Origin of the sequence: Catenulispora sp. EB89, assembly GCF_041261445.1 — a bacterium.
In the GTDB taxonomy this organism is placed as follows: domain Bacteria; phylum Actinomycetota; class Actinomycetes; order Streptomycetales; family Catenulisporaceae; genus Catenulispora.
This window is the reverse complement of sequence record NZ_JBGCCU010000027.1, coordinates 17,582-36,532: the sequence shown is the minus strand read 5'-3', so window position 1 is coordinate 36,532 and position 18,951 is coordinate 17,582. Positions and strand designations below refer to the sequence as shown.

General features: G+C 71.5%; 19 protein-coding genes. 3 read left to right on the top strand and 16 right to left on the bottom strand.

The annotated features are described in order from the left end of the window. Positions 1-13: 13 nt before the first annotated feature. The 7 genes from ABH920_RS39745 to pyrR form a co-directional block, all read right to left on the bottom strand. Complete coding sequence (locus ABH920_RS39745) at positions 14-1,144, bottom strand: quinone-dependent dihydroorotate dehydrogenase (protein WP_370354474.1); 1,131 nt, start codon at positions 1,142-1,144, stop codon at positions 14-16. Between the two features lie 153 nt (positions 1,145-1,297). Next, entirely contained in the window at positions 1,298-4,597 is a 3,300-nt protein-coding gene (gene carB / locus ABH920_RS39740) for a carbamoyl-phosphate synthase large subunit (protein WP_370354473.1), read from the bottom strand. Between the two features lies 1 nt (position 4,598). Further along, positions 4,599-5,747: a glutamine-hydrolyzing carbamoyl-phosphate synthase small subunit gene (carA, locus tag ABH920_RS39735; RefSeq protein WP_370354472.1), complete on the bottom strand. Its 1,149-nt coding sequence runs from the start codon at positions 5,745-5,747 to the stop codon at positions 4,599-4,601. Further along, positions 5,744-6,298: a hypothetical protein gene (locus ABH920_RS39730; RefSeq protein ID WP_370354471.1), complete on the bottom strand. Its 555-nt coding sequence runs from the start codon at positions 6,296-6,298 to the stop codon at positions 5,744-5,746. The genes carA and ABH920_RS39730 overlap by 4 nt, the downstream gene beginning before the upstream one ends. Further along, positions 6,295-7,587, bottom strand: a complete 1,293-nt coding sequence (locus ABH920_RS39725; RefSeq protein ID WP_370354470.1) for a dihydroorotase — start codon at positions 7,585-7,587, stop codon at positions 6,295-6,297. Before ABH920_RS39725 ends, ABH920_RS39730 begins: the two co-directional genes overlap by 4 nt. Beyond that, positions 7,584-8,594 carry an aspartate carbamoyltransferase catalytic subunit gene (locus ABH920_RS39720; RefSeq protein ID WP_370354469.1) on the bottom strand — a complete coding sequence of 337 codons (1,011 nt, stop codon included), beginning with the start codon at positions 8,592-8,594 and terminating at the stop codon, positions 7,584-7,586. Before ABH920_RS39720 ends, ABH920_RS39725 begins: the two co-directional genes overlap by 4 nt. Further along, the gene (pyrR, locus tag ABH920_RS39715; protein ID WP_194916489.1) at positions 8,591-9,160 is read right to left on the bottom strand and encodes a bifunctional pyr operon transcriptional regulator/uracil phosphoribosyltransferase PyrR; all 570 of its coding nucleotides are present in this window, start codon (positions 9,158-9,160) and stop codon (positions 8,591-8,593) included. Before pyrR ends, ABH920_RS39720 begins: the two co-directional genes overlap by 4 nt. 332 nt (positions 9,161-9,492) lie before the next feature. Here pyrR and ABH920_RS39710 point away from each other — a divergent pair, with 332 nt between their 5' ends. Continuing rightward, positions 9,493-10,047, top strand: a complete 555-nt coding sequence (locus ABH920_RS39710) for a transcriptional regulator (RefSeq protein WP_370354468.1) — start codon at positions 9,493-9,495, stop codon at positions 10,045-10,047. 135 nt (positions 10,048-10,182) lie between these two features. On the opposite strand, the gene ABH920_RS39705 is transcribed toward ABH920_RS39710, so the two are convergent. Next, positions 10,183-11,034 (bottom strand): alpha/beta fold hydrolase, encoded by an 852-nt coding sequence (locus tag ABH920_RS39705; RefSeq protein WP_370354467.1) that lies wholly within the window; start codon positions 11,032-11,034, stop codon positions 10,183-10,185. 118 nt (positions 11,035-11,152) lie between these two features. Then, the gene (locus tag ABH920_RS39700) at positions 11,153-11,719 is read right to left on the bottom strand and encodes an ABATE domain-containing protein (protein WP_370354466.1); all 567 of its coding nucleotides are present in this window, start codon (positions 11,717-11,719) and stop codon (positions 11,153-11,155) included. Between the two features lie 87 nt (positions 11,720-11,806). Here ABH920_RS39700 and ABH920_RS39695 point away from each other — a divergent pair, with 87 nt between their 5' ends. Together ABH920_RS39695 and ABH920_RS39690 are read left to right on the top strand one after the other, a co-directional pair. Then, positions 11,807-12,199: a carboxymuconolactone decarboxylase family protein gene (locus tag ABH920_RS39695; RefSeq protein WP_370354465.1), complete on the top strand. Its 393-nt coding sequence runs from the start codon at positions 11,807-11,809 to the stop codon at positions 12,197-12,199. Next, a complete protein-coding gene (locus tag ABH920_RS39690; RefSeq protein ID WP_370354464.1) occupies positions 12,196-13,119 on the top strand; it encodes a phosphotriesterase in 924 nt (307 codons plus the stop codon). Before ABH920_RS39695 ends, ABH920_RS39690 begins: the two co-directional genes overlap by 4 nt. Before the next feature lie 76 nt (positions 13,120-13,195). Here the strand turns inward: ABH920_RS39690 and nusB are convergent, their stop codons facing one another. From nusB to aroC, 7 genes are all read right to left on the bottom strand, one after another. Further along, positions 13,196-13,633, bottom strand: a complete 438-nt coding sequence (gene nusB, locus ABH920_RS39685; RefSeq protein WP_370354463.1) for a transcription antitermination factor NusB — start codon at positions 13,631-13,633, stop codon at positions 13,196-13,198. Continuing rightward, entirely contained in the window at positions 13,633-14,196 is a 564-nt protein-coding gene (gene efp / locus ABH920_RS39680) for an elongation factor P (RefSeq protein WP_370354462.1), read from the bottom strand. Before efp ends, nusB begins: the two co-directional genes overlap by 1 nt. A gap of 61 nt (positions 14,197-14,257) precedes the next feature. Next, positions 14,258-15,397: an aminopeptidase P family protein gene (locus ABH920_RS39675; RefSeq protein ID WP_194907958.1), complete on the bottom strand. Its 1,140-nt coding sequence runs from the start codon at positions 15,395-15,397 to the stop codon at positions 14,258-14,260. A gap of 24 nt (positions 15,398-15,421) precedes the next feature. Then, a complete protein-coding gene (aroQ, locus tag ABH920_RS39670; RefSeq protein ID WP_370354461.1) occupies positions 15,422-15,901 on the bottom strand; it encodes a type II 3-dehydroquinate dehydratase in 480 nt (159 codons plus the stop codon). Further along, a complete protein-coding gene (gene aroB / locus ABH920_RS39665) occupies positions 15,898-17,025 on the bottom strand; it encodes a 3-dehydroquinate synthase (protein ID WP_370354460.1) in 1,128 nt (375 codons plus the stop codon). The genes aroQ and aroB overlap by 4 nt, the downstream gene beginning before the upstream one ends. Beyond that, a complete protein-coding gene (locus ABH920_RS39660; protein ID WP_370354459.1) occupies positions 17,022-17,537 on the bottom strand; it encodes a shikimate kinase in 516 nt (171 codons plus the stop codon). Before ABH920_RS39660 ends, aroB begins: the two co-directional genes overlap by 4 nt. After that, positions 17,534-18,763 carry a chorismate synthase gene (gene aroC / locus ABH920_RS39655; RefSeq protein WP_370354458.1) on the bottom strand — a complete coding sequence of 410 codons (1,230 nt, stop codon included), beginning with the start codon at positions 18,761-18,763 and terminating at the stop codon, positions 17,534-17,536. The genes ABH920_RS39660 and aroC overlap by 4 nt, the downstream gene beginning before the upstream one ends. Positions 18,764-18,951: the final 188 nt, after the last annotated feature.

Genomic DNA, 18,951 nt, shown 5'->3' with positions numbered 1-18,951 from the left:
TTATATATGAGTCCTAAGAAACGCGTGCCGCCTCGACGGCGTCGCGCAAGCTCGTGTATCCGCCGGCCCGCACCTTCTCGGCGAGCCCGCGATTGATCCGAGACGCCCAGCCCGGTCCCTCGTAGATGAACCCGGTGTAGCCCTGGACCAGGTCGGCGCCGGCGACCAGGCGCTGCCAGGCGTCGTTCACGGTCTCCACGCCGCCGACCGAGATCAGCACCAGCTTGCCCCCGGTCCGGGCGCGCAGCCGGCGCAGCACCTCCAGCGACCGCGTCTTCAGCGGCGCGCCCGACAGGCCGCCGCCGCCGGCGGCCGAGACCTTCTCCTCGGAGGACTTCAGCCCCGAGCGGCCGATCGTCGTGTTGGTCGCGATGACGCCGTCCAGGTGCAGTTCCAGGGCCAGGTCGGCGACCGCGTCGACATCGGCGTCGGCCAGGTCCGGGGCGATCTTCACCAGCAGCGGCACGTGCCGCCCCGGGACCGCCTCGTCGGCCGCCGCGCGCACCGCCTTCAGCAGCGGCCGCAGCACCTCGACGGCCTGCAGGTTGCGCAGCCCCGGCGTGTTCGGCGAGGAGACGTTGACCACCAGGTAGTCGGCGTACGGCGCCAGCAGCTTGGTCGACACCACGTAGTCGGTCGCGGCCTCGTCCTCCGGCACCATCTTCGTCTTGCCGATGTTGACGCCGACCACCGGCGGCACCTTGTCCCAGCGCTCGGGCTTGGCCACCCGCCGCTTGAGCCGCCGCGCGACCTCCTCGGCGCCGCCGTTGTTGAAGCCCATGCGGTTCACCACCGCGCGGTCGGCGATCAACCGGGCCAGCCGGGGCTGCTCGTTGCCGGGCTGGCCCTGGCCGGTGACCGTGCCGATCTCCACCGAGCCGAAGCCCAGGGCGGCCAGCGCGTCGATGCCCTCGGCGTTCTTGTCGAAGCCGGCGGCCAGGCCGAACGGCGCCGGGAACTCCACGCCGAACACGGTCTGCTTGAGCACCGGGTCGTGCACCGGGAACAGCCGCTCCAGCAGCGCCAGGCCGGCGCCGGCCGGCAGCGCGCCGGCCGCCTTGATCGCGCCGAAGCCGAGACGGTGGGCCTGCTCGGCGTCCATCCGACGGAACACCAGGTTGAACAGTTTCGGATAGATCCGCATCGCAGGCACCTTCCTTGATTCCCTACCGCCACGGCCGCCGACACCGGCTCCGAGGTACCTCGCGGCCGAGATACCTCGGCGTCGATATATTTCGAATCGGTATACCTCGGCGCCGATATACCTCGCGAACGAGATACCTCGGCGCCGAGGTGTTCAGCCCGCGGCGCGCGAGGCGTTGATCTTGTCCGCGTACTCCTGCAGCGAGCCGATCCCGATCTCGCCGCGCTGCAGCGCCTCGATCCCGTGCACGGCCGCCGCGAAGCCCTGGACCGTGGTGATGCACGGCTTGCCGGCCTGCACCGCCGCGGTCCGGATCTCGTAGCCGTCCAGCCGCGAGCCGACGCCGAAGGGCGTGTTCACGATCAGGTCGATCGCGCCGTCGACGATCATCTGCACGATCGTCGGCTCGCCGTTCGGGCCGGTCCCCTGCGACAGCTTGCGCACGGTCGTCGCCGGGATCCCGTTGCGGCGCAGCACGTCGGCGGTGCCGTCGGTGGCCAGGATCTCGAAGCCGAGGTCGTGCAGCGCCTTGACCGGGAACACCATGGAGCGCTTGTCCCGGTTGGCCACCGAGACGAACGCCTTGCCCTTCAGCGGCAGCGAGCCGTAGGCCCCGGCCTGGGACTTCGCGAAGGCCTTGCCGAAGTCCGCGTCGATGCCCATCACCTCGCCGGTCGAACGCATCTCCGGGCCGAGGATGACGTCCACGCCCTGGCCGTCCGGGGTCCGAAACCGGGACCACGGCATGACCGCTTCCTTCACCGAGATCGGCGAGTCCGAGGGCAGCGTGCCGCCGTCGCCCTCCTTGGGCAGCAGCCCCTCGGCGCGCAGCTGGGCCACCGTGGCGCCCATGCCGATGCGCGCCGCGGCCTTGGCCAGCGGGACCGCGGTGGCCTTGGCCACGAACGGCACCGTGCGCGAGGCGCGCGGGTTGGCCTCCAGCACGTACAGGATGTCGCCGGCCAGCGCGTACTGGATGTTGATCAGGCCCCGCACTCCCACGCCGCGGGCGATCGCCTCGGTGGAGGCGCGCAGCCGCTTGATGTCGTGCCCGCCGAGGGTGATCGGCGGCAGCGCGCACGCCGAGTCGCCGGAGTGGATGCCGGCCTCCTCGATGTGCTCCATCACGCCGCCGAGGTAGAGCTCCTCGCCGTCGAACAGGGCGTCCACGTCGATCTCGATCGCGTCGTCCAGGAACCGGTCGACCAGCACCGGGTGCTCCGGCGAGATCTGGGTGGCGCGCTCGATGTAGTCGTGGAGCATGGCCTCGTCGTAGACGATCTCCATGCCCCGGCCGCCGAGCACGTAGGAGGGCCGGACCAGCACCGGGTAGCCGATCTCGTCGGCGATGGCCTTGGCCTCGGCGAAGGAGAACGCCGTGCCGTGCTTCGGGGCCGGCAGCCCGGCCTCGGCCAGCACCCGCCCGAAGGCGCCGCGGTCCTCGGCCAGGTGGATGGACTCCGGCGAGGTGCCGACCACCGGCACGCCGGCGTCCTTCAGCGACTGCGCCAGGCCCAGCGGGGTCTGGCCGCCGAGCTGCACGATGACGCCGGCCAGCGGGCCCGCGGCGCGCTCGGCGTCCACGATCTCCAGCACGTCCTCCAGCGTCAGCGGCTCGAAGTACAGCCGGTCGGAGGTGTCGTAGTCGGTGGAGACGGTCTCCGGGTTGCAGTTGACCATCACGGTCTCGTAGCCGGCGTCCCGCAGCGCGAACGAGGCGTGCACGCAGGAGTAGTCGAACTCGATGCCCTGCCCGATCCGGTTGGGACCCGAGCCCAGGATGATCACGGCCGGCTTGTCGCGCGGCTCGACCTCGGTCTCCTCGTCGTAGGACGAGTAGTGGTACGGCGTGCGCGCGGCGAACTCGGCGGCGCAGGTGTCGACGGTCTTGTAGACCGGCCGCACGCCGAGCGAGTGCCGCAGCTCGCGCACCACCGGCTCGGTCAGGCTGCGGATGTCGGCGATCTGCTTGTCCGAGAAGCCGGTCCGCTTGACCCGGTGCAGCAGCTCCGGCGACAGGCGCTCTGCGTCGCGCAGCTCGCAAGCGGTCTCGTGGATCAGCAGCACCTGGTCCAGGAACCAGGGGTCGATCTTGGTGGACTCGTGCAGCTCGGAGATCGAGGCGCCGGCCCGGTAGGCCTCGACGAGCAGGTTGATCCGGCCGTCGGTGGGCCGCGCGGCCTCGGCCAGCACGGTCGCCTTGTCGCGGACCGGGCCGACCCAGGTGAACTCCGAGCCCTTCTTCTCCAGAGAACGCAGAGCCTTCTGCAGAGCCTCCGGGAAGGAGCGGCCGATGGCCATGGCCTCGCCGACGGACTTCATCGTCGTGGTCAGGGTGCTGTCGGCGGCCGGGAACTTCTCGAAGGCGAACCGCGGCACCTTCACCACGACGTAGTCCAGGGCCGGCTCGAAGGACGCCGGAGTCTCCTGGGTGATGTCGTTCGGGATCTCGTCCAGCGTGTAGCCGACGGCCAGGCGCGCGGCGATCTTGGCGATCGGGAAGCCGGTGGCCTTGGAGGCCAGCGCCGAGGAGCGGGAGACGCGCGGGTTCATCTCGATCACGATGATCCGGCCGTCGGCCGGGTTCACCGCGAACTGGATGTTGCAGCCGCCGGTGTCCACGCCGACCGCGCGGATCACCGCGATGCCGATGTCCCGCAGCTCCTGGTACTCGCGGTCGGTCAGGGTCATCGACGGCGCGACCGTGATCGAGTCGCCGGTGTGCACGCCCATCGGGTCGAAGTTCTCGATGGAGCAGACCACGACGACGTTGTCGTTCTTGTCGCGCATCAGCTCCAGCTCGTACTCCTTCCAGCCGAGGATGGACTCCTCCAGGAGCACCTCGGTGGTCGGCGAGAGCGCCAGGCCGGTGCCGGCGATGCGGCGCAGCTCGGCCTCGTCGTGCGCGAAGCCGGAGCCGGCGCCGCCCATCGTGAAGGAGGGCCGGACCACGACCGGGTAGCCGCCGAGTTCGTCGACGCCGGCCAGGCAGTCCTCCATCGAGTGGCAGATCACCGAGCGCGCGGACTCTGCGCCGATGGTCTCGACGATGCGCTTGAACTTCTCGCGGTCCTCGCCGGACTGGATCGCGGCGATGTTCGCGCCGATCAGCTCGACGTTGTACTTGTCCAGGACACCGTTCTCGGCCAGCGCGACCGCGGTGTTCAGCGCGGTCTGGCCGCCCAGCGTGGGCAGCAGCGCGTCCGGGCGCTCCTTGGCGATGATCTTCTCGACGAACTCCGGGGTGATCGGCTCGACGTAGGTGGCGTCGGCGACCTCGGGGTCGGTCATGATCGTCGCCGGGTTCGAGTTCACCAGGATGACCCGCAGGCCCTCGGCGCGCAGCACGCGGCAGGCCTGGGTGCCGGAGTAGTCGAACTCCGCGGCCTGGCCGATGACGATCGGGCCGGAGCCGACGACGAGGACGGACTTCAGATCTTCACGCTTCGGCATCTCAGGCCTCGCTCTTCTGGTTGTTCTTCGTCTCGGCCATGAGATCCGTGAACCTGTCGAACAGGTAGGCGGCGTCGTGCGGGCCGGCCGCCGCCTCCGGGTGGTACTGCACGCTGAAGGCCGGGACGTCCAGGGCCCGCAGGCCCTCCACCACGTCGTCGTTCAGGCAGACGTGGCTGACCTCGACCCGGCCGTACTTGGTGTCGCTGACCTTGTCCAGCGGCGCGTCCACGGCGAACCCGTGGTTGTGCGCGGTGACCTCGACCTTGCCGGTCGCGCGGTCCTGCACCGGCTGGTTGATGCCGCGGTGGCCGTACTTGAGCTTGTAGGTGCCGAAGCCGAAGGCCCGGCCGAGGATCTGGTTGCCGAAGCAGATCCCGAAGACCGGGATCCTCCGGTCCAGGACCGCCTGCACGATCGGGACCATCGTCTCCTCGGTGGTCTCCGGGTCGCCGGGGCCGTTGCTCATGAAGAAGCCGTCCGGCGCCAGCGCCAGGACGTCCTCCAGGGTCGCGGAGGCGGACAGCACGTGCACCCGGGCGCCGCGCTCGGCCATCCGGTGCGGTGTCATGGACTTGATACCGAGGTCGTAGGCCGCGACGGTGAACCTGTGCTCGCCGATCGGCTCGACGACGTAGCCCTGCTTGGTGGTGACGTCGCCGACCAGGTCCGCACCGGCCATCTCCGGGCTCGCCTTGACCTTCTCGACCAGCGCGGCCGGGTCCAGGGCGGCCAGGTCGCCGGAGAACACGCCGCAGCGCATCGCGCCGCGCTCGCGCAGGTGCCGGGTGATGGCGCGGGTGTCGACGCCGGAGATGCCGACGATGCCCTGCGAGACCAGCTCCTCGTCCAGCGTGCGCTGCGAGCGCCAGTTGGAGGCCACGCGGCTGGGGTCGCGGACCACGTAGCCGGCGACCCAGATCTGCCGGGACTCGGGGTCCTCGTCGTTGACGCCGGTGTTGCCGATGTGCGGGGCCGTCATCACGACGACCTGGCGGTGGTAGGAGGGGTCGGTCAGGGTCTCCTGATAGCCGGTCATGCCGGTGGTGAAGACGGCCTCGCCGTAGGTCTCGCCGAGCGCGCCGTAGGAGTCGCCGCGGAAGGTCCGTCCGTCCTCCAGGACGAGGATCGCCGGGGGTCGATTGCTCATGCGGACGGCCTTTCTGTTGCGCTTACTGCGAAGTGGGCCTCCAGGGCCGACATCAGTTCATCAGTCCCGTGCCGGGGGTCGACGCCGGTGTCCAGCGTGCGGTCACCGTGCTGCCAGGTGATCACCACCAGGCCTTCACCCCGGAGATACTTGCCGGCCATCCCGGAGGCCAGGCGGATGCCGCGGATCGCGGCGGCCGGGATGAAGACGGCCGTCGGCTCACGGTCGATGAGCACGCCGGCCTCGGCCACGTGGACCTGCGCGTTGCTGCGCTGGCCGAGGCCGTGCACGGCGATCCGGTCCAGCCAGTCGCCCTCGGAGGTCGTGGACACGTAGACGGTCTCGAAGCCCTCGCCGGAGAAGGCCCCGGCCGGGACCTCGTTCAGCGGCTGCAGGTCGGACTGCCGGGCTTTGCGCTTCTTCCAGCCCCGCCACATCAGCAGGTAGATGCCGCCCATCGCGGCCAGGGTGACGATGGTCCAGACGATCCGCTGGCCGATGTGCGTGACCGGGGCCGAGTGCTCGCCCGCGGCTGAGATCAGGGTGTTCATGCGAGCTTCCCGTCCAGAACGGTGGCGGTCCCGCGCAGGAACGTCGCCACGACCGCGCCCGGCAGCTCCATGCCCTGATACGGGGTGTTCTGGGACAGCGAGGCCAGCCCCGTGCGGTCCACGGTGCGCTTCGCGTTCGGGTCGACCAGGACCAGGTTCGCCGGCTCGCCGACGGCCAGCGGGCGGCCGTGCCGGTCGTCGACCTGGCCGATCGCGGCCGGGCGCACGGACATCCGGTCCGCGACGTCGGCCCAGCTCATCAGGCCGCTGTCGACCATGGTCTGCTGCACCACGGACAGCGCGGTCTCCAGGCCGAGCATGCCCATGGCCGCCGCGGCCCACTCGCAGTCCTTGTCCTCCTGCGGGTGCGGGGCGTGGTCGGTGGCGACGGCGTCGATGGTGCCGTCGGCCAGGCCCGCGCGCAGCGCCTCGACGTCCGCGGCGGTGCGCAGCGGCGGGTTCACCTTGTAGATCGGGTCGTAGCTCTTCACCAGGTCCTCGGTGAGGATCAGGTGGTGCGGGGTGACCTCGGCGGTGACCGGGTAGCCCTTGGACTTGGCCCAGCGGATCAGCTCCACCGAGCCGGCCGTGGAGACGTGGCAGACGTGCAGGCGGGACTTGGTGTGCGCGGCCAGCAGGATGTCGCGGGCGATGATCGCCTCCTCGGCGACCGCCGGCCAGCCGGTCAGGCCCAGGATCCCGGACAGCTCGCCCTCGTTCATCTGCGCGCCCTCGGTAAGGCGGGGCTCCTGCGCGTGCTGCGCGATGACGCCGTCGAAGGCCTTCACGTACTCCAGCGCGCGCCGCATCAGGTTCGCGTCGGAGACGCACTTGCCGTCGTCGGAGAAGACCCGGACCCGGGCCGCGGAGTCGGCCATCGCGCCGAGCTCGGCCAGCCGCTCGCCGGCCAGGCCCACGGTGACCGCGCCGACCGGGAACACGTCGCAGTGCCCGGCCTCCCGGCCCAGGCGCCAGACCTGCTCGACCACGCCGGCGGTGTCGGCGACCGGGTCGGTGTTGGCCATGGCGTGCACGGCGGTGAAGCCGCCGAGCGCCGCGGCCTGGGTACCGGTGTCGACGGTCTCAGCGTCCTCGCGGCCCGGCTCGCGCAGGTGGGTGTGCAGGTCGACCAGGCCCGGCAGCGCGATCAGGCCGCCGGCGTCGACCACCACGGTGCCCGGGACCGGGCCCAGGGCCCCGGCCTCGGCGATGATGCCGTCGCGCAGGAGCAGGTCCTGCGGGTCACCGCCCAGGACGCTCGCGTTCTTGATCAGGTAGGTGGTGCTCACGCGGCGGCGCCCTTCGATTCGGTGTTCTGGTGCTGGTTCTGGCCCTGAGCCTGGCCCTGACCCTGGCCCTCGTCGCTGCCGATCGCGGACTCGCTGCCGCTGAGCAGCAGGTAGAGCACGGCCATCCGGACGCTGACGCCGTTGGCGACCTGCTCGACGATGACCGAGCGGTCGGAGTCGGCGACCGCGGCGGAGATCTCCATGCCGCGGACCATCGGCCCCGGGTGCATGACGATCGCCTTGTCCGGCAGCTTGGCCATGCGCTGGGCGTCCAGGCCGTAGCGGCGGCTGTACTCGCGCTGGGTGGGGAAGAAGCCGCCGTTCATCCGCTCGCGCTGGACCCGCAGCATCATGATCGCGTCGCTGCCCGGGACGGCCGCGTCCAGGTCGTAGGAGACGTCGCAGGGCCAGCTCTCGACGCCGACCGGGAGCAGGGTCGGCGGGGCGACCAGCGTCACCCGGGCGCCGAGGGTGGCCAGCAGGTGGACGTTGGAGCGCGCGACCCGGGAGTGCAGGACGTCGCCGACCACGGTGACCCGGCGGCCGTCGAAGCCGCCGAGGTGGCGGCGCATGGTGAAGGCGTCCAGCAGGGCCTGCGTGGGGTGCTCGTGGGTGCCGTCGCCGGCGTTGACCACGTGGCTGGAGCTCCAGCCGGCGTTCGCGAGCCGGTAGGCGGCGCCGGAGGCGCTGTGCCGGACGACGACGGCGTCGGCGCCCATGGCCTCCAGGGTGAGCGCGGTGTCCTTCAGGGACTCGCCCTTGGAGACGCTGGAGCCCTTGGCCGAGAAATTGATCACATCGGCGCTGAGCCGTTTGGCCGCGACCTCGAAGGAGGTCCGGGTCCGGGTGGAGTCCTCGAAGAAGAGATTGACCACGGTGCGGCCGCGCAGCGTCGGCAGCTTCTTGATCGGGCGGGCCGCCAGCCGGGCGATCTCCTCGGCGGTGTCCAGGATCAGCACCGCGTCGTCGCGGGAGAGGTCGGCGGTGGACAACAGGTGGCGCTTCATATGGCCGTCTCGCTCTCAATCCCCAGGTAAACGGCATCATGCTGCACACCGTCGTGCTCGCGCAGCCGGACCTTCACGCTCTCGCGCTGGGAGGTCGGCAGGTTCTTGCCGACGTAGTCGGCGCGGATCGGCAGCTCGCGGTGGCCGCGGTCGACCAGGACCGCCAGCTGCACGGCACGCGGGCGGCCGAGGTCGTTCAGGGCGTCCAGGGCGGCGCGGATGGTGCGTCCGGAGTACAGGACGTCGTCCACCAGGACGATCAGGCGGCCGTCGACGCCCTCGTCGGGGATCTCGGTGCGCTCCAGCGCGCGGGCCGGCTTCATCCGCAGGTCGTCGCGGTACATGGTGACGTCCAGGAAGCCGACCGGGACGGTGGTGCCCTCGACGTCGGCGATGCGGGCGGCCAAGCGCTTGGCGAGCGTGGCGCCGCGGGTGGGGATGCCCAGCAGCATGACGTCCTCGGCGCCCTTGGCGCGTTCGAGGATCTCGTGCGCTATCCGGGTCAAAGCCCGGGAGATGTCGGCCTCATCGAGAACGGGCCGCGCACCTTGCGGTATTGCGGACATACGAAAAAGACCCCCTTCTCTGCCTCACGGGACAGATCGTTAAAGGACTCGGTCGGCAACGACTCTACCAGGACGATCACCCTTGATCGTCACGGGCGCTCCGCCATCCGAGTGCGGAGCACTGCTGTGAGTGACATAAGCTGATTGGACCAGACCACCGGCAGTCATCGGTTTCCTTGACAACGACGGGACTTGCGCAGAATCTCTGCTGCGCGTACCGTCACGCTAAGTCACCAACGGGTCATACGAGAAAACTGCCGATCCGCTGAACTGGGCCAAGCCGTGTGGCGAGGGGAACACGTGAGGCCGCAGTTGTGTCTATGGGGAGCTACATGTCCACCGAGTACGCGAAAGCGCTGGGCGTCCGACTGCGCGCCATCCGGTCCCAGCAGGGCCTGTCCCTGCACGGCGTCGAGCAGAAGTCGCAGGGGCGCTGGAAAGCCGTCGTCGTCGGCTCGTACGAGCGCGGCGACCGCGCTGTCACCGTGCAGCGTCTGTCCGAGCTCGCCGAGTTCTACGGCGTGCCGGTCCACGAACTGCTGCCCGGCACCGGCGCCCCGGCGTCGGCGCACGAGCAGGGCGGAAAGCTGGTCCTCGACCTGGAGCGCCTGAAGGCCCTCCCGGTCGACCAGGCCGGCCCGCTGCTGCGCTATGTCGGCAGCATCCAGAGCCAGCGCGGCGACTGGAACGGCCGCGTCATGACGATCCGCGGCGAGGACCTGCGCACCCTCGGCGTCATCTACGAGATGGCCCCGTCGGAGCTGGTCAAGATGCTCACCGAGTGGGACGTCCTGAACCCGGCCGCGGCGCGCCCGTACAACGACGAGGAGGGCGACGGCGAGGCCGGCGCCTTCCCGGGCGGCTTCGCCGAGGACGACGAGGTCTGAGCGGGCTTCACGGCCCTGACAGCCTCGGACACCTTCATACAGCTCTAAGCCCGCCACGCTGTGATGCGCGGCGGGCTTTAGGCTGTTCGGACGAAGGTGAAAGCTAAGAATCTGGGCGCGGGTAAGGCATTTTTCTCAGGCTGCGCGCGGGATCGAGCCGGGGCGGGAGTCGGCGGATGCGGTGGGCGTGTCGGCCGCTTCCGCCGCCGAGCGCAGCGAGCCCAGCGGGAAGAGGCGCGCGGCAGGCTTGTCCTCGAAGAAGTCGAGCAGGATCAGGTTCACCAGCTCCGGCTTCTCCATCGGCGCGATGTGCGAGGTGCCCGGGACCACGGCCAGGCGGCCGTCCGGGACGGTGCCGGCCAGGGCTGCGGCGTGCGCGATCTCGACGCAATCGTCGTCGCCTTGGAGGACCAGCAGGGGCATCGGCAGGGCCGCTATCTGGGCCCTTGTGACCGGGGTCGCCTCGCGCCACATGCGGTTCAGCTTCTCCTCGACCACCGGGAAGTGCTCGGGGCCGTCCGGGGACAGTGCCTCGTAGAGGGGGCGCCAGGTCTCGGCCAGCCAGGTGCGGCCGGGCTCGACGGACAGCGCCGTGGCTTCGGCGGTTTGGCCGGCGAGGTCCAGGACGCCGCCGCTGAGCAGGACCAGGCGGCGCACCAGGTCGGGCCGGCGGAGCGCCAGGCGCAGGACCACGCTGGCGCCGTTGCTCCAGCCGACCAGGCGGACCGGGCCCAGGTCCAGTGCTTCGATGAAGCCGGCGATGTCGTCGGCGAAGTTCTCGTAGGTGTAGGGGCCCTCGACGTCCGGGGTGCGGCCGTGGCCTCGGCACTCCGGCATGAAGAGCTGGTACCAGTCGGGGAGCAGGTCCCGTTGCGCGGCCCAGCTGTCGGCGAAGCCGCCGGTGCCGTGGACCAGCACCACCGGCTCGCCCTCCCCCGCGACCTCGTAGTACATGGTCAGGCCGTCGACGTCCACGTACGCGCCCATGGCAGCTCCCCTCGCTCCGCTCGCCGGACGGATTCCCGTCCCACGGCACAGCTTCGCGCCGGCGGCTGGCAGACCGCTGACGAGCCGCTGACAGCGGGCCGTCAGGGCTGCTCAGCGGCTACTCGGCCGCGGCCGCCTTACGGGCCCGGTGCGCCCGCACCCGGCCGCGGCTGGCGCAGGCCGGCGACGGACACCAGCGGCGGCGGCCGTCCGGATCGGCGAAGACGCCGCGGCAGTCGGACTCCGGGCACGCCTTCAGCGCGTGCCGCTCGGGCCCGGTGAGCTGGTCGGCGGCCTGGCGTGCGACGCGGCCGAGGGCGGCGGCGGCGTTCTCCGGCACCACGCGGGCCAGCCCCGGCGGCGCGGCCGAGCCGGCCAGGCGCAGCGGGTCGTCGTGGGCCTGCAGGAACGCGATCAGCTCAGCCGCCGCCTCAGGGGACGGATCCTCGCCGGTCGCGGCGGACAACGCCAGCGGACGCAGCGTCTCGCGCAGCCGCCAGGCCAGCTCCAGATCCGCACCGGTGACCGGCGCCTCCGGCACCAGCTCCACGGCCGCCAGCCAGTCCGCCAAGCGCTCCGGCGTCGGGATGCGCTCCTCCGGATGGCGGCCGAAGGCGCTGCCGCGCGTGGCGAGCAGGTTCAGCCACGTCGCGCCGGTGTCGAGGCGGAAGGGGACGGTCTCCATGCCGAAAAGTGTAACGCTCCTACCGTTACAGCTGCTACCGTGCTCAAGTAACGCTTGAGACGTTACATGAATTCGGGAGGACCACCCATGGACTTCGAAGCAGCCACCCTCGACCGCGAAGCCGGCTACACCCTGCTGGACGTGCTCCAGGACGAGGCGACGCAGAACGCCGCACTGCCCGGCGTGGAGAAGCTGGCGCCGGGCTTCACCGACTGGATCGTGACGGCGCTGTTCGGCGGCACGTACCAGCGCCCCGCGCTGGGCCTGCGGGAGCGCCAGATCGCGAACCTGGCCGCGCTGACCGCGCTCGGCGGCGTCGAGCCGCAGCTGGTCGGCCACGTGAAGACCAGCGAGCGGATCGGCATGAGCCGGGAGGAGATCGTGGAGGTCTTCGTGCACCTGGCGCCGTACGTCGGCGTGCCGAAGGCGCTGGCCGGGCTGCGGGCCGCCGCGGCGGCGTTCGAGGCGGCGGACAAGTGATCCGCACGGTCCTCGGCGACATCGTCCCGGACACGCTGGGCATCACCGACTCGCACGACCATCTGTTCTTCGCCTCGGCCAAGCTCCCCGGTCAGGAGCTGGACGACGTCGCGGCGGCCGACGCCGAGCTGCGGGCGTTCGCCAAGGCTGGCGGTCAGGCACTGGCCCAGTGGACGCCGATGGGCCTGGGACGGCACGCGGAGGCGCTGCCGGCGCTGTCGGAGTCGGCCGGCGTCCACATCATCGCCGCCACCGGGCTGCACCAGGCCGGGCACTATCCGCCCGAGAAGCTGCCGCGCCTGCTCGACGGCCTGGCCGGGCGGTTCATCGCAGAGCTCAGTGCAGGACTTCGCCGCGATGAGGACCCGGACGGCCCGCCGCTGCCGGCGCGAGCCGGCCTGATCAAGGTGGCCGGAGACTTCCACCAGGTGGACCGGCACGCCTCCGCGACCTTCGAGGCGGCGGCCGCCGCTCACCACGCCACCGGCTCCCCGATCGCAGTGCACTTGGAAGGCGGCACACATCCGCTCGGAGTGTTGAAAGCGCTGGACGGCGTCCCCGCGTCATCGTTCATTCTGGGGCATCTGAACCGTTTCCCGGACCTCGGACCGCACCGCGAAGCGGCCGAAGCAGGGGCCTTCCTCGGCTTCGACGGCCCCTCGCGCGCCAACCACGCGACCGACTGGCGCCTGTTCGACTGCCTCGCCGCGCTGGTCGAGGCGGGTCACGCCGACCGCGTCCTGCTCGGCGGCGACACCACCAGCGCCGCGGCCCGTGCCGCGAGTGGCGGCGGACCGGGCATCCCGTATCTGCTCACCGATATCAGGGCCCGCGTGCTCCGGGATTTCGGCCCCGACGTCGCCGACGCCTTCTTCCGAAGGAACCCGGCGCGCGCCTTCGACGCCGACTGGCGTGTCTGAAATCACGAAAGGGCCCGCCTCGCGAACCTCGCGAGACGGGCCCTCCATCGTTCGGGCGGCAGGCAGTAGGACCTGCCTACCGCTTCAAGCTGTCCTTGACCTCGGCTATCCGCGCGAGCAGCCCGTTGACGAACTGCGGCGACTCGTCGGTCGACATCAGCCGCGCCAGCGAGACCGCCTCGTCCAGGACCACCGCGTCGGGCACGTCGGCCTGCCAGAGCAGCTCGTACACGCCGATCCGCAGGACGTTGCGGTCCACGGTCGGCATGCGGTCCAGAGCCCAGCCCTCGCTGTGCTCGTCGAGCAGGTCGTCGATCTTGTCCACGTGCTCCAGCACGCCCTCGACCAGGGTGGCCGCGTACGGCTGCACGGCCGGGATCGTGCCCTCGGGCCCCTGGGCGCGCACCCGCGCCTGGGTGTCGGCCAGTACCGTGCGCGGGTCGATGCCCCGCAGATCCGCCTCGAAGAGGATCTCCAGGGCCCGTTGGCGGGCCTTGCTGCGCGGTGAGGCCATCAGCTGCTGACGCGGCCGAGGTAGGAACCGTCGCGGGTGTCGACCTTGACCTTCTCGCCGGTGGTCAGGAACAGCGGGACCTGGATCTCGTGGCCGGTCTCCAACGTGGCCGGCTTGGTGCCGCCGGTGGAGCGGTCGCCCTGCAGACCCGGCTCGGTGTACTGGATGACCAGCTCGACCGCGGCCGGGAGCTCCACGTACAGGGGCGTGCCCTCGTTGGTGGCGACCAGAGCCATGGTGCCCTCGAGCATGTAGTTGGCCGCGTCCCCGACGGTGTCGCCGGAGATGTGCAGCTGGTCGTAGGTGTCCGTGTCCATGAACACGAACTCGTTGCCCTCTTTGTAGAGGTACTGCATGTCGCGGCGGTCGACGTTGGCCGTCTCGACCTTGATGCCGGCGTTGAAGGTCCGGTCGACCACCTTGCCCGAGAGCACGGCCTTGAGCTTCGTGCGCACGAAGGCGGGGCCCTTGCCGGGCTTGACGTGCTGGAACTCCACGACAGACCAGAGCTGGTTGTCGATCTTGAGGACCATGCCGTTCTTGAGTTCGTTTGTGGACGCCACGTCGGTGTGTACTCCTGCTTCCCGACTGCCGGCCCCGGCGAGTCAGACCGCTTCCGGCGGCCTACAGCACCAGCAGTTCCTTGGTGGTAATGGTGAGCAGCTCCGGACCGCCCTCGGCCTTCGGCCGGACCACCAGGGTGTCCTCGATGCGGACACCGCCGCGGCCCGGCAGATAGACCCCGGGTTCGACGGTCACCGGAGTGCGATCATCCAGTGTACCCGGCAGACCCGCGCCCAGCCTCGGGTCCTCATGGATCTCCAGGCCGACGCCGTGTCCGAGCCCGTGGCCGAAGTACTCGCCGTAGCCGGCGGCCTCGATCACGGCGCGCGCCGCGGCGTCCACGTCGGCGCACCGCGCGCCCGGCGCCAGCGCCTGCCGGCCGGCCTTCTGCGCGGCGAAGACCAGGTCGTAGACCTCGACCTGCCAGTCCGCCGGGGCCCGGCCGACCACGAAGGTGCGGGTCATGTCGGCGTGGTAGCCCTGGTAGAGCGCGCCGAAGTCGATCTTGAGGAACTCGCCCTCGCCGACCCGGCGCTCCCCGGGCCGGTGGTGCGGGACCGCGGAGTTCGGGCCGCAAGCCACGATCGTGTCGAAGGCCCGGCCGTCGGCGCCGTGGTCGGTCATCCGCCGCTCCAGCTCCTGCGCGATGTGCCGCTCGGTGCGCCCGATCAGGATGGACTCGGTGAGCTCGGCCAGCGCCCGGTCGGAGATGGCGCAGGCCTCGCGGATGAGCGCGATCTCACTCTCGTCCTTGACCCGGCGCAGCTCCTCGACCGCGTGGCCGAGCCCGACCAGCCGCGCGCTCGGCGCCGCCGCGGTGAGCTCGGCGGACAGCTGCCGGTGCTCCTCGACGGTGATCTCGTGCTCCTCCACCGCGATCCGCCGCAGCCCGTCCTTGGCCGCCCGCTCGACCAGCGCCGGGGCGCAGTGCCGGACGATGATCCGCTCCACGTCCGGCACCTCGGAGGCGGCCTGGGTGTCGTAGCGGAAGTCGGTGCAGAACACCGCGCCGCCGCGGGTGACCAGCACCGCGCCGTTGGACCCGGTGAAGCCGGTCAGGTAGCGCACGTTCACCAGCTTGGTGACCAGCGCGGCGTCCGCGTCCACCGCCTCCAGCCGGGCCCGCAGCCGCTCGCGGCGGGTGGCGTAGGCCTCGGGTGCGATGGCGGCGGGTCCGGCGGCGGTACGGTCAGCGGTCATGCCCTCTACAGTACGAAGCTCCGTTCACTCCGGCAGCTCAGACAGGGCTCTTAGCGCCAGAAGATAGGAGTTGATCCCGAACCCGGCGACGGTCCCGCTGGCCACCGGCGCGATGACGCTCGTGTGCCGGAACGCCTCGCGCGCGTACGGGTTCGAGATGTGCACCTCGATCAGCGGCGCGGTGCGCTGCGCGGCGGCGTCGCGCATGGCGTAGGAGTAGTGCGTGAACGCGCCGGGGTTGATGACGACGGGCAGCCGGCCGTCGGCGGCCTCGTGCAGCCAGCGCACGATCTCGCCCTCGTCGTTGGTCTCGCGCACCTCGACCGCGAAGCCGAGCTCCGCGCCGGCCGCCTCGCAGGCCTTGACCAGACCGGCGTAGGAGACCGAGCCGTAGACGTCGGGCTCGCGGCTGCCGAGGCGGCCGAGGTTGGGGCCGTTGAGGACCAGGACTTTGCGGGGCTGGTTCGGCTCGTGTCGCGCGCTGTGCTCGCTCTGCTCGCTCACAGGTCGATCACTCCCCCGGCGCTCGGCTCTTCGGCGACCTCGCTGTACGCCGCGACCAGCAGCGCCGGGTCCGGGCCCTCCAGCACGCCGGGCTTGGCCAGGCCGTCGAGCACGATGAAGCGCAGCATGTCCGCGCGCGACTTCTTGTCCACGCGCATGGTCTCCAGCAGCTTCGGCCAGGCGTGGCCGTCGTAGCCGGTCGGCAGGCCGAGGGCGGTCAGGATCTCGCGGTGGCGGTCCGCGGTCGGGTCGTCGAGGCGGCCGGCGACCCGGCCGAGCTCGGCGGCGAAGATCATGCCGACGCTGATCGCCGCGCCGTGCCGCCAGCGGTAGCGCTCGTTGCGTTCGATGGCGTGGCCCAGGGTGTGGCCGTAGTTCAGGATCTCGCGGCGGCCGGCTTCCTTCAGGTCGGAGGAGACCACGTCGGCCTTGACCGCGACGGCGCGCTCGATCAGCTCGCGGGTGTGCGGCCCGTCGAAGCGCCTGGCGCCCTCGATGTCGGACTCGACCAGCCGCAGGATCTCCGGGTCGGCGATGAAGCCGCACTTGACGACCTCGGCCATGCCCGCGACGAAGTCGTTGGCGGGCAGCGTCTGCAGCGTGTCCAGGTCGCACAGCACGCCGGCCGGCGGGTGGAAGGCGCCGACCAGGTTCTTGCCCTCGGCGGTGTTGATGCCGGTCTTGCCGCCGACCGCGGCGTCCACCATGCCCAGCAGCGTGGTCGGGATCTGCACCACCCGGACGCCGCGCAGCCAGGTCGCGGCGGCGAAGCCGGCCAGGTCCGTGGTGGCGCCGCCGCCGAGGCCGACGACGGCGTCGGTGCGGGTGAAGTTGGACTTGCCGAGCACTTCCCAGATGTAGGCCAGGACCTCGACCGACTTGGCCTCCTCGGCGTCCGGGACCTCGACGGTCAGCGCCTGGTAGCCGCCGTGCTCGATGAGGTCGTCGCGGACCGCCTCGGCGGTGGCCGCCAGCGCGCGCGGGTGCACGATCGCCACCCGCGCGGCCTTGGGACCGATCATGCCGGGCAGCTCGCCGAGCAGGCCGTGGCCGACGACGACGTCGTAGGGCGCCTCGCCGGCGACCTTGATGCGGGTCTCGGGGCCCGCCGTTTCGGAGCTCACTGCTGCTTCCCCAGGCTTTCCAGGCTGTCGACGATCTCCGCCGCGACCTCTTCGGGCTCGCGGTCGGTGCGGACGGTCAGGACGGCGACCTCCTCGTAGAGGGGACGCCGCTCGTCCATGAGCTTGAGCAGGGTGCCGCGCACGTTGCCCAGCAGCAGCGGGCGGTCGCGGTTGAGGCCGACCCGGGAGGCGGCGTCGGAGAGCGTCACCTCCAGGAAGGCCACGCGGTGCTCCTTGAGCAGGATCCTGGTGTCGGCGTCGAGGATCGCGCCGCCGCCGAGGGCCAGAACGCCGTCGTGGGCGGCCAGCGCCTCCCGCACCGCGGCCTTCTCCAGCGCGCGGAAGTGCGGCTCGCCGTGGTCGACGAAGATCTCGGAGATCTGCCGGCCGGCCGCGGTCTCGATGTCCTCGTCGGAGTCCCGGAAGGCGACGCCGAGCCGGTCGGCGACCAGCCGGCCGACGGTGGACTTGCCGGAGCCCGGGGCCCCGACCAGGACGACGACCGGGCTCACGCCTGCGCCCCCGGTCCGTGCTGCGGGCCGGCGATCTGCACCGGCAGGCTCGCGAGGTAGGACTCGTAGTTGCGGCGGGTCTCCTTGACCGAGTCGCCGCCGAACTTCTCCAGCACCGCGTCGGCCAGCACCAGCGCGACCATCGCCTCGGCGACGACGCCGGCCGCCGGGACCGCGCAGACGTCCGAGCGCTGGTGGTGGGCAACGGCCGACTCGCCGGTGGCGGTGTCGACGGTGCCCAGGGCCTTGGGGATGGTCGCGATCGGCTTCATCGCGGCCCGGACCCGCAGCAGCTCGCCGGTGGACATGCCGCCCTCGGTGCCGCCGCTGTGGCCGGTGCGGCGGCGCACGGCAAGGGGGTCGTTGGCGACCGCTTCCATCTCGTCGTGCGCCTGCGAGCCGGGGATGCGCGCCAGCAGGAAGCCGTCGCCGATCTCCACGCCCTTGATGGCCTGGATGCCCATGAGCACGCCCGCGAGCCGGGCGTCCAGGCGGCGGTCGGACTGCACGTACGATCCCAGGCCCGGCGGGAGGCCGTAGACGACCACCTCGACGACGCCGCCGAGGGTATCGCCGTCCTTGTGCGCCTGGTCGATCTCGGCGATCATCGCCGCCTCGGCACCGGGGTCCAGGCAGCGCACCGGGGAGGCGTCGAGCTTGTCGACGTCCGACGGGCGCGGCAGGACGGCGTCGCGCGGGGACTCGGCGCCGCCGATGCCGACGACGTGCGAGACGATCTCGGCGCCGATGGCCTGGCGCAGGAACTCGCGCGCCACCTCGCCGAGCGCGACGCGCGCCGCGGTCTCGCGCGCGGAGGCGCGCTCCAGGACCGGGCGGGCGTCGTCGAAGCCGTACTTCTGCATGCCGGCGAGGTCCGCGTGGCCGGGGCGCGGCCGCGTCAGCGGCGCGTTGCGGGCCTGCGCGTCCAGCACCTCGGGGTCGACCGCGTCCGCGGCCATCACCGTCTCCCACTTGGGCCACTCGGTGTTGCCGATCTGGATCGCCACGGGGCCGCCCTGGGTGAGGCCGTGGCGCACGCCGCCGAGGATGGTCACCTGGTCCTGCTCGAACTTCATGCGGGCGCCGCGGCCGTAGCCGAGGCGACGGCGCGCGAGGGCGTCGGTGATGGCCTTGGTGGAGGTCTGGACTCCGGCCGGGAGTCCTTCGAGGACCGCGGTGAGGGCGGGGCCGTGGGATTCACCTGCGGTGAGCCAGCGTAGCGACATGGGCCGATTCTTCCACGTCTCGATTGGCGAGCCGGACGGGGTTCGGGGAGTGGACGGGGGTGGGGCGGGGGCGGTGGGGGCGGTGGGGTCGGCAGCCGCTGGGGTGGTGGTGGGGGCAGTGGCGAGGGGCGGAGGCAGCGGGCGCGGCGGGGGGGCCGTCGGGTCGGCAGGCGCTGGGACGGTGGTGG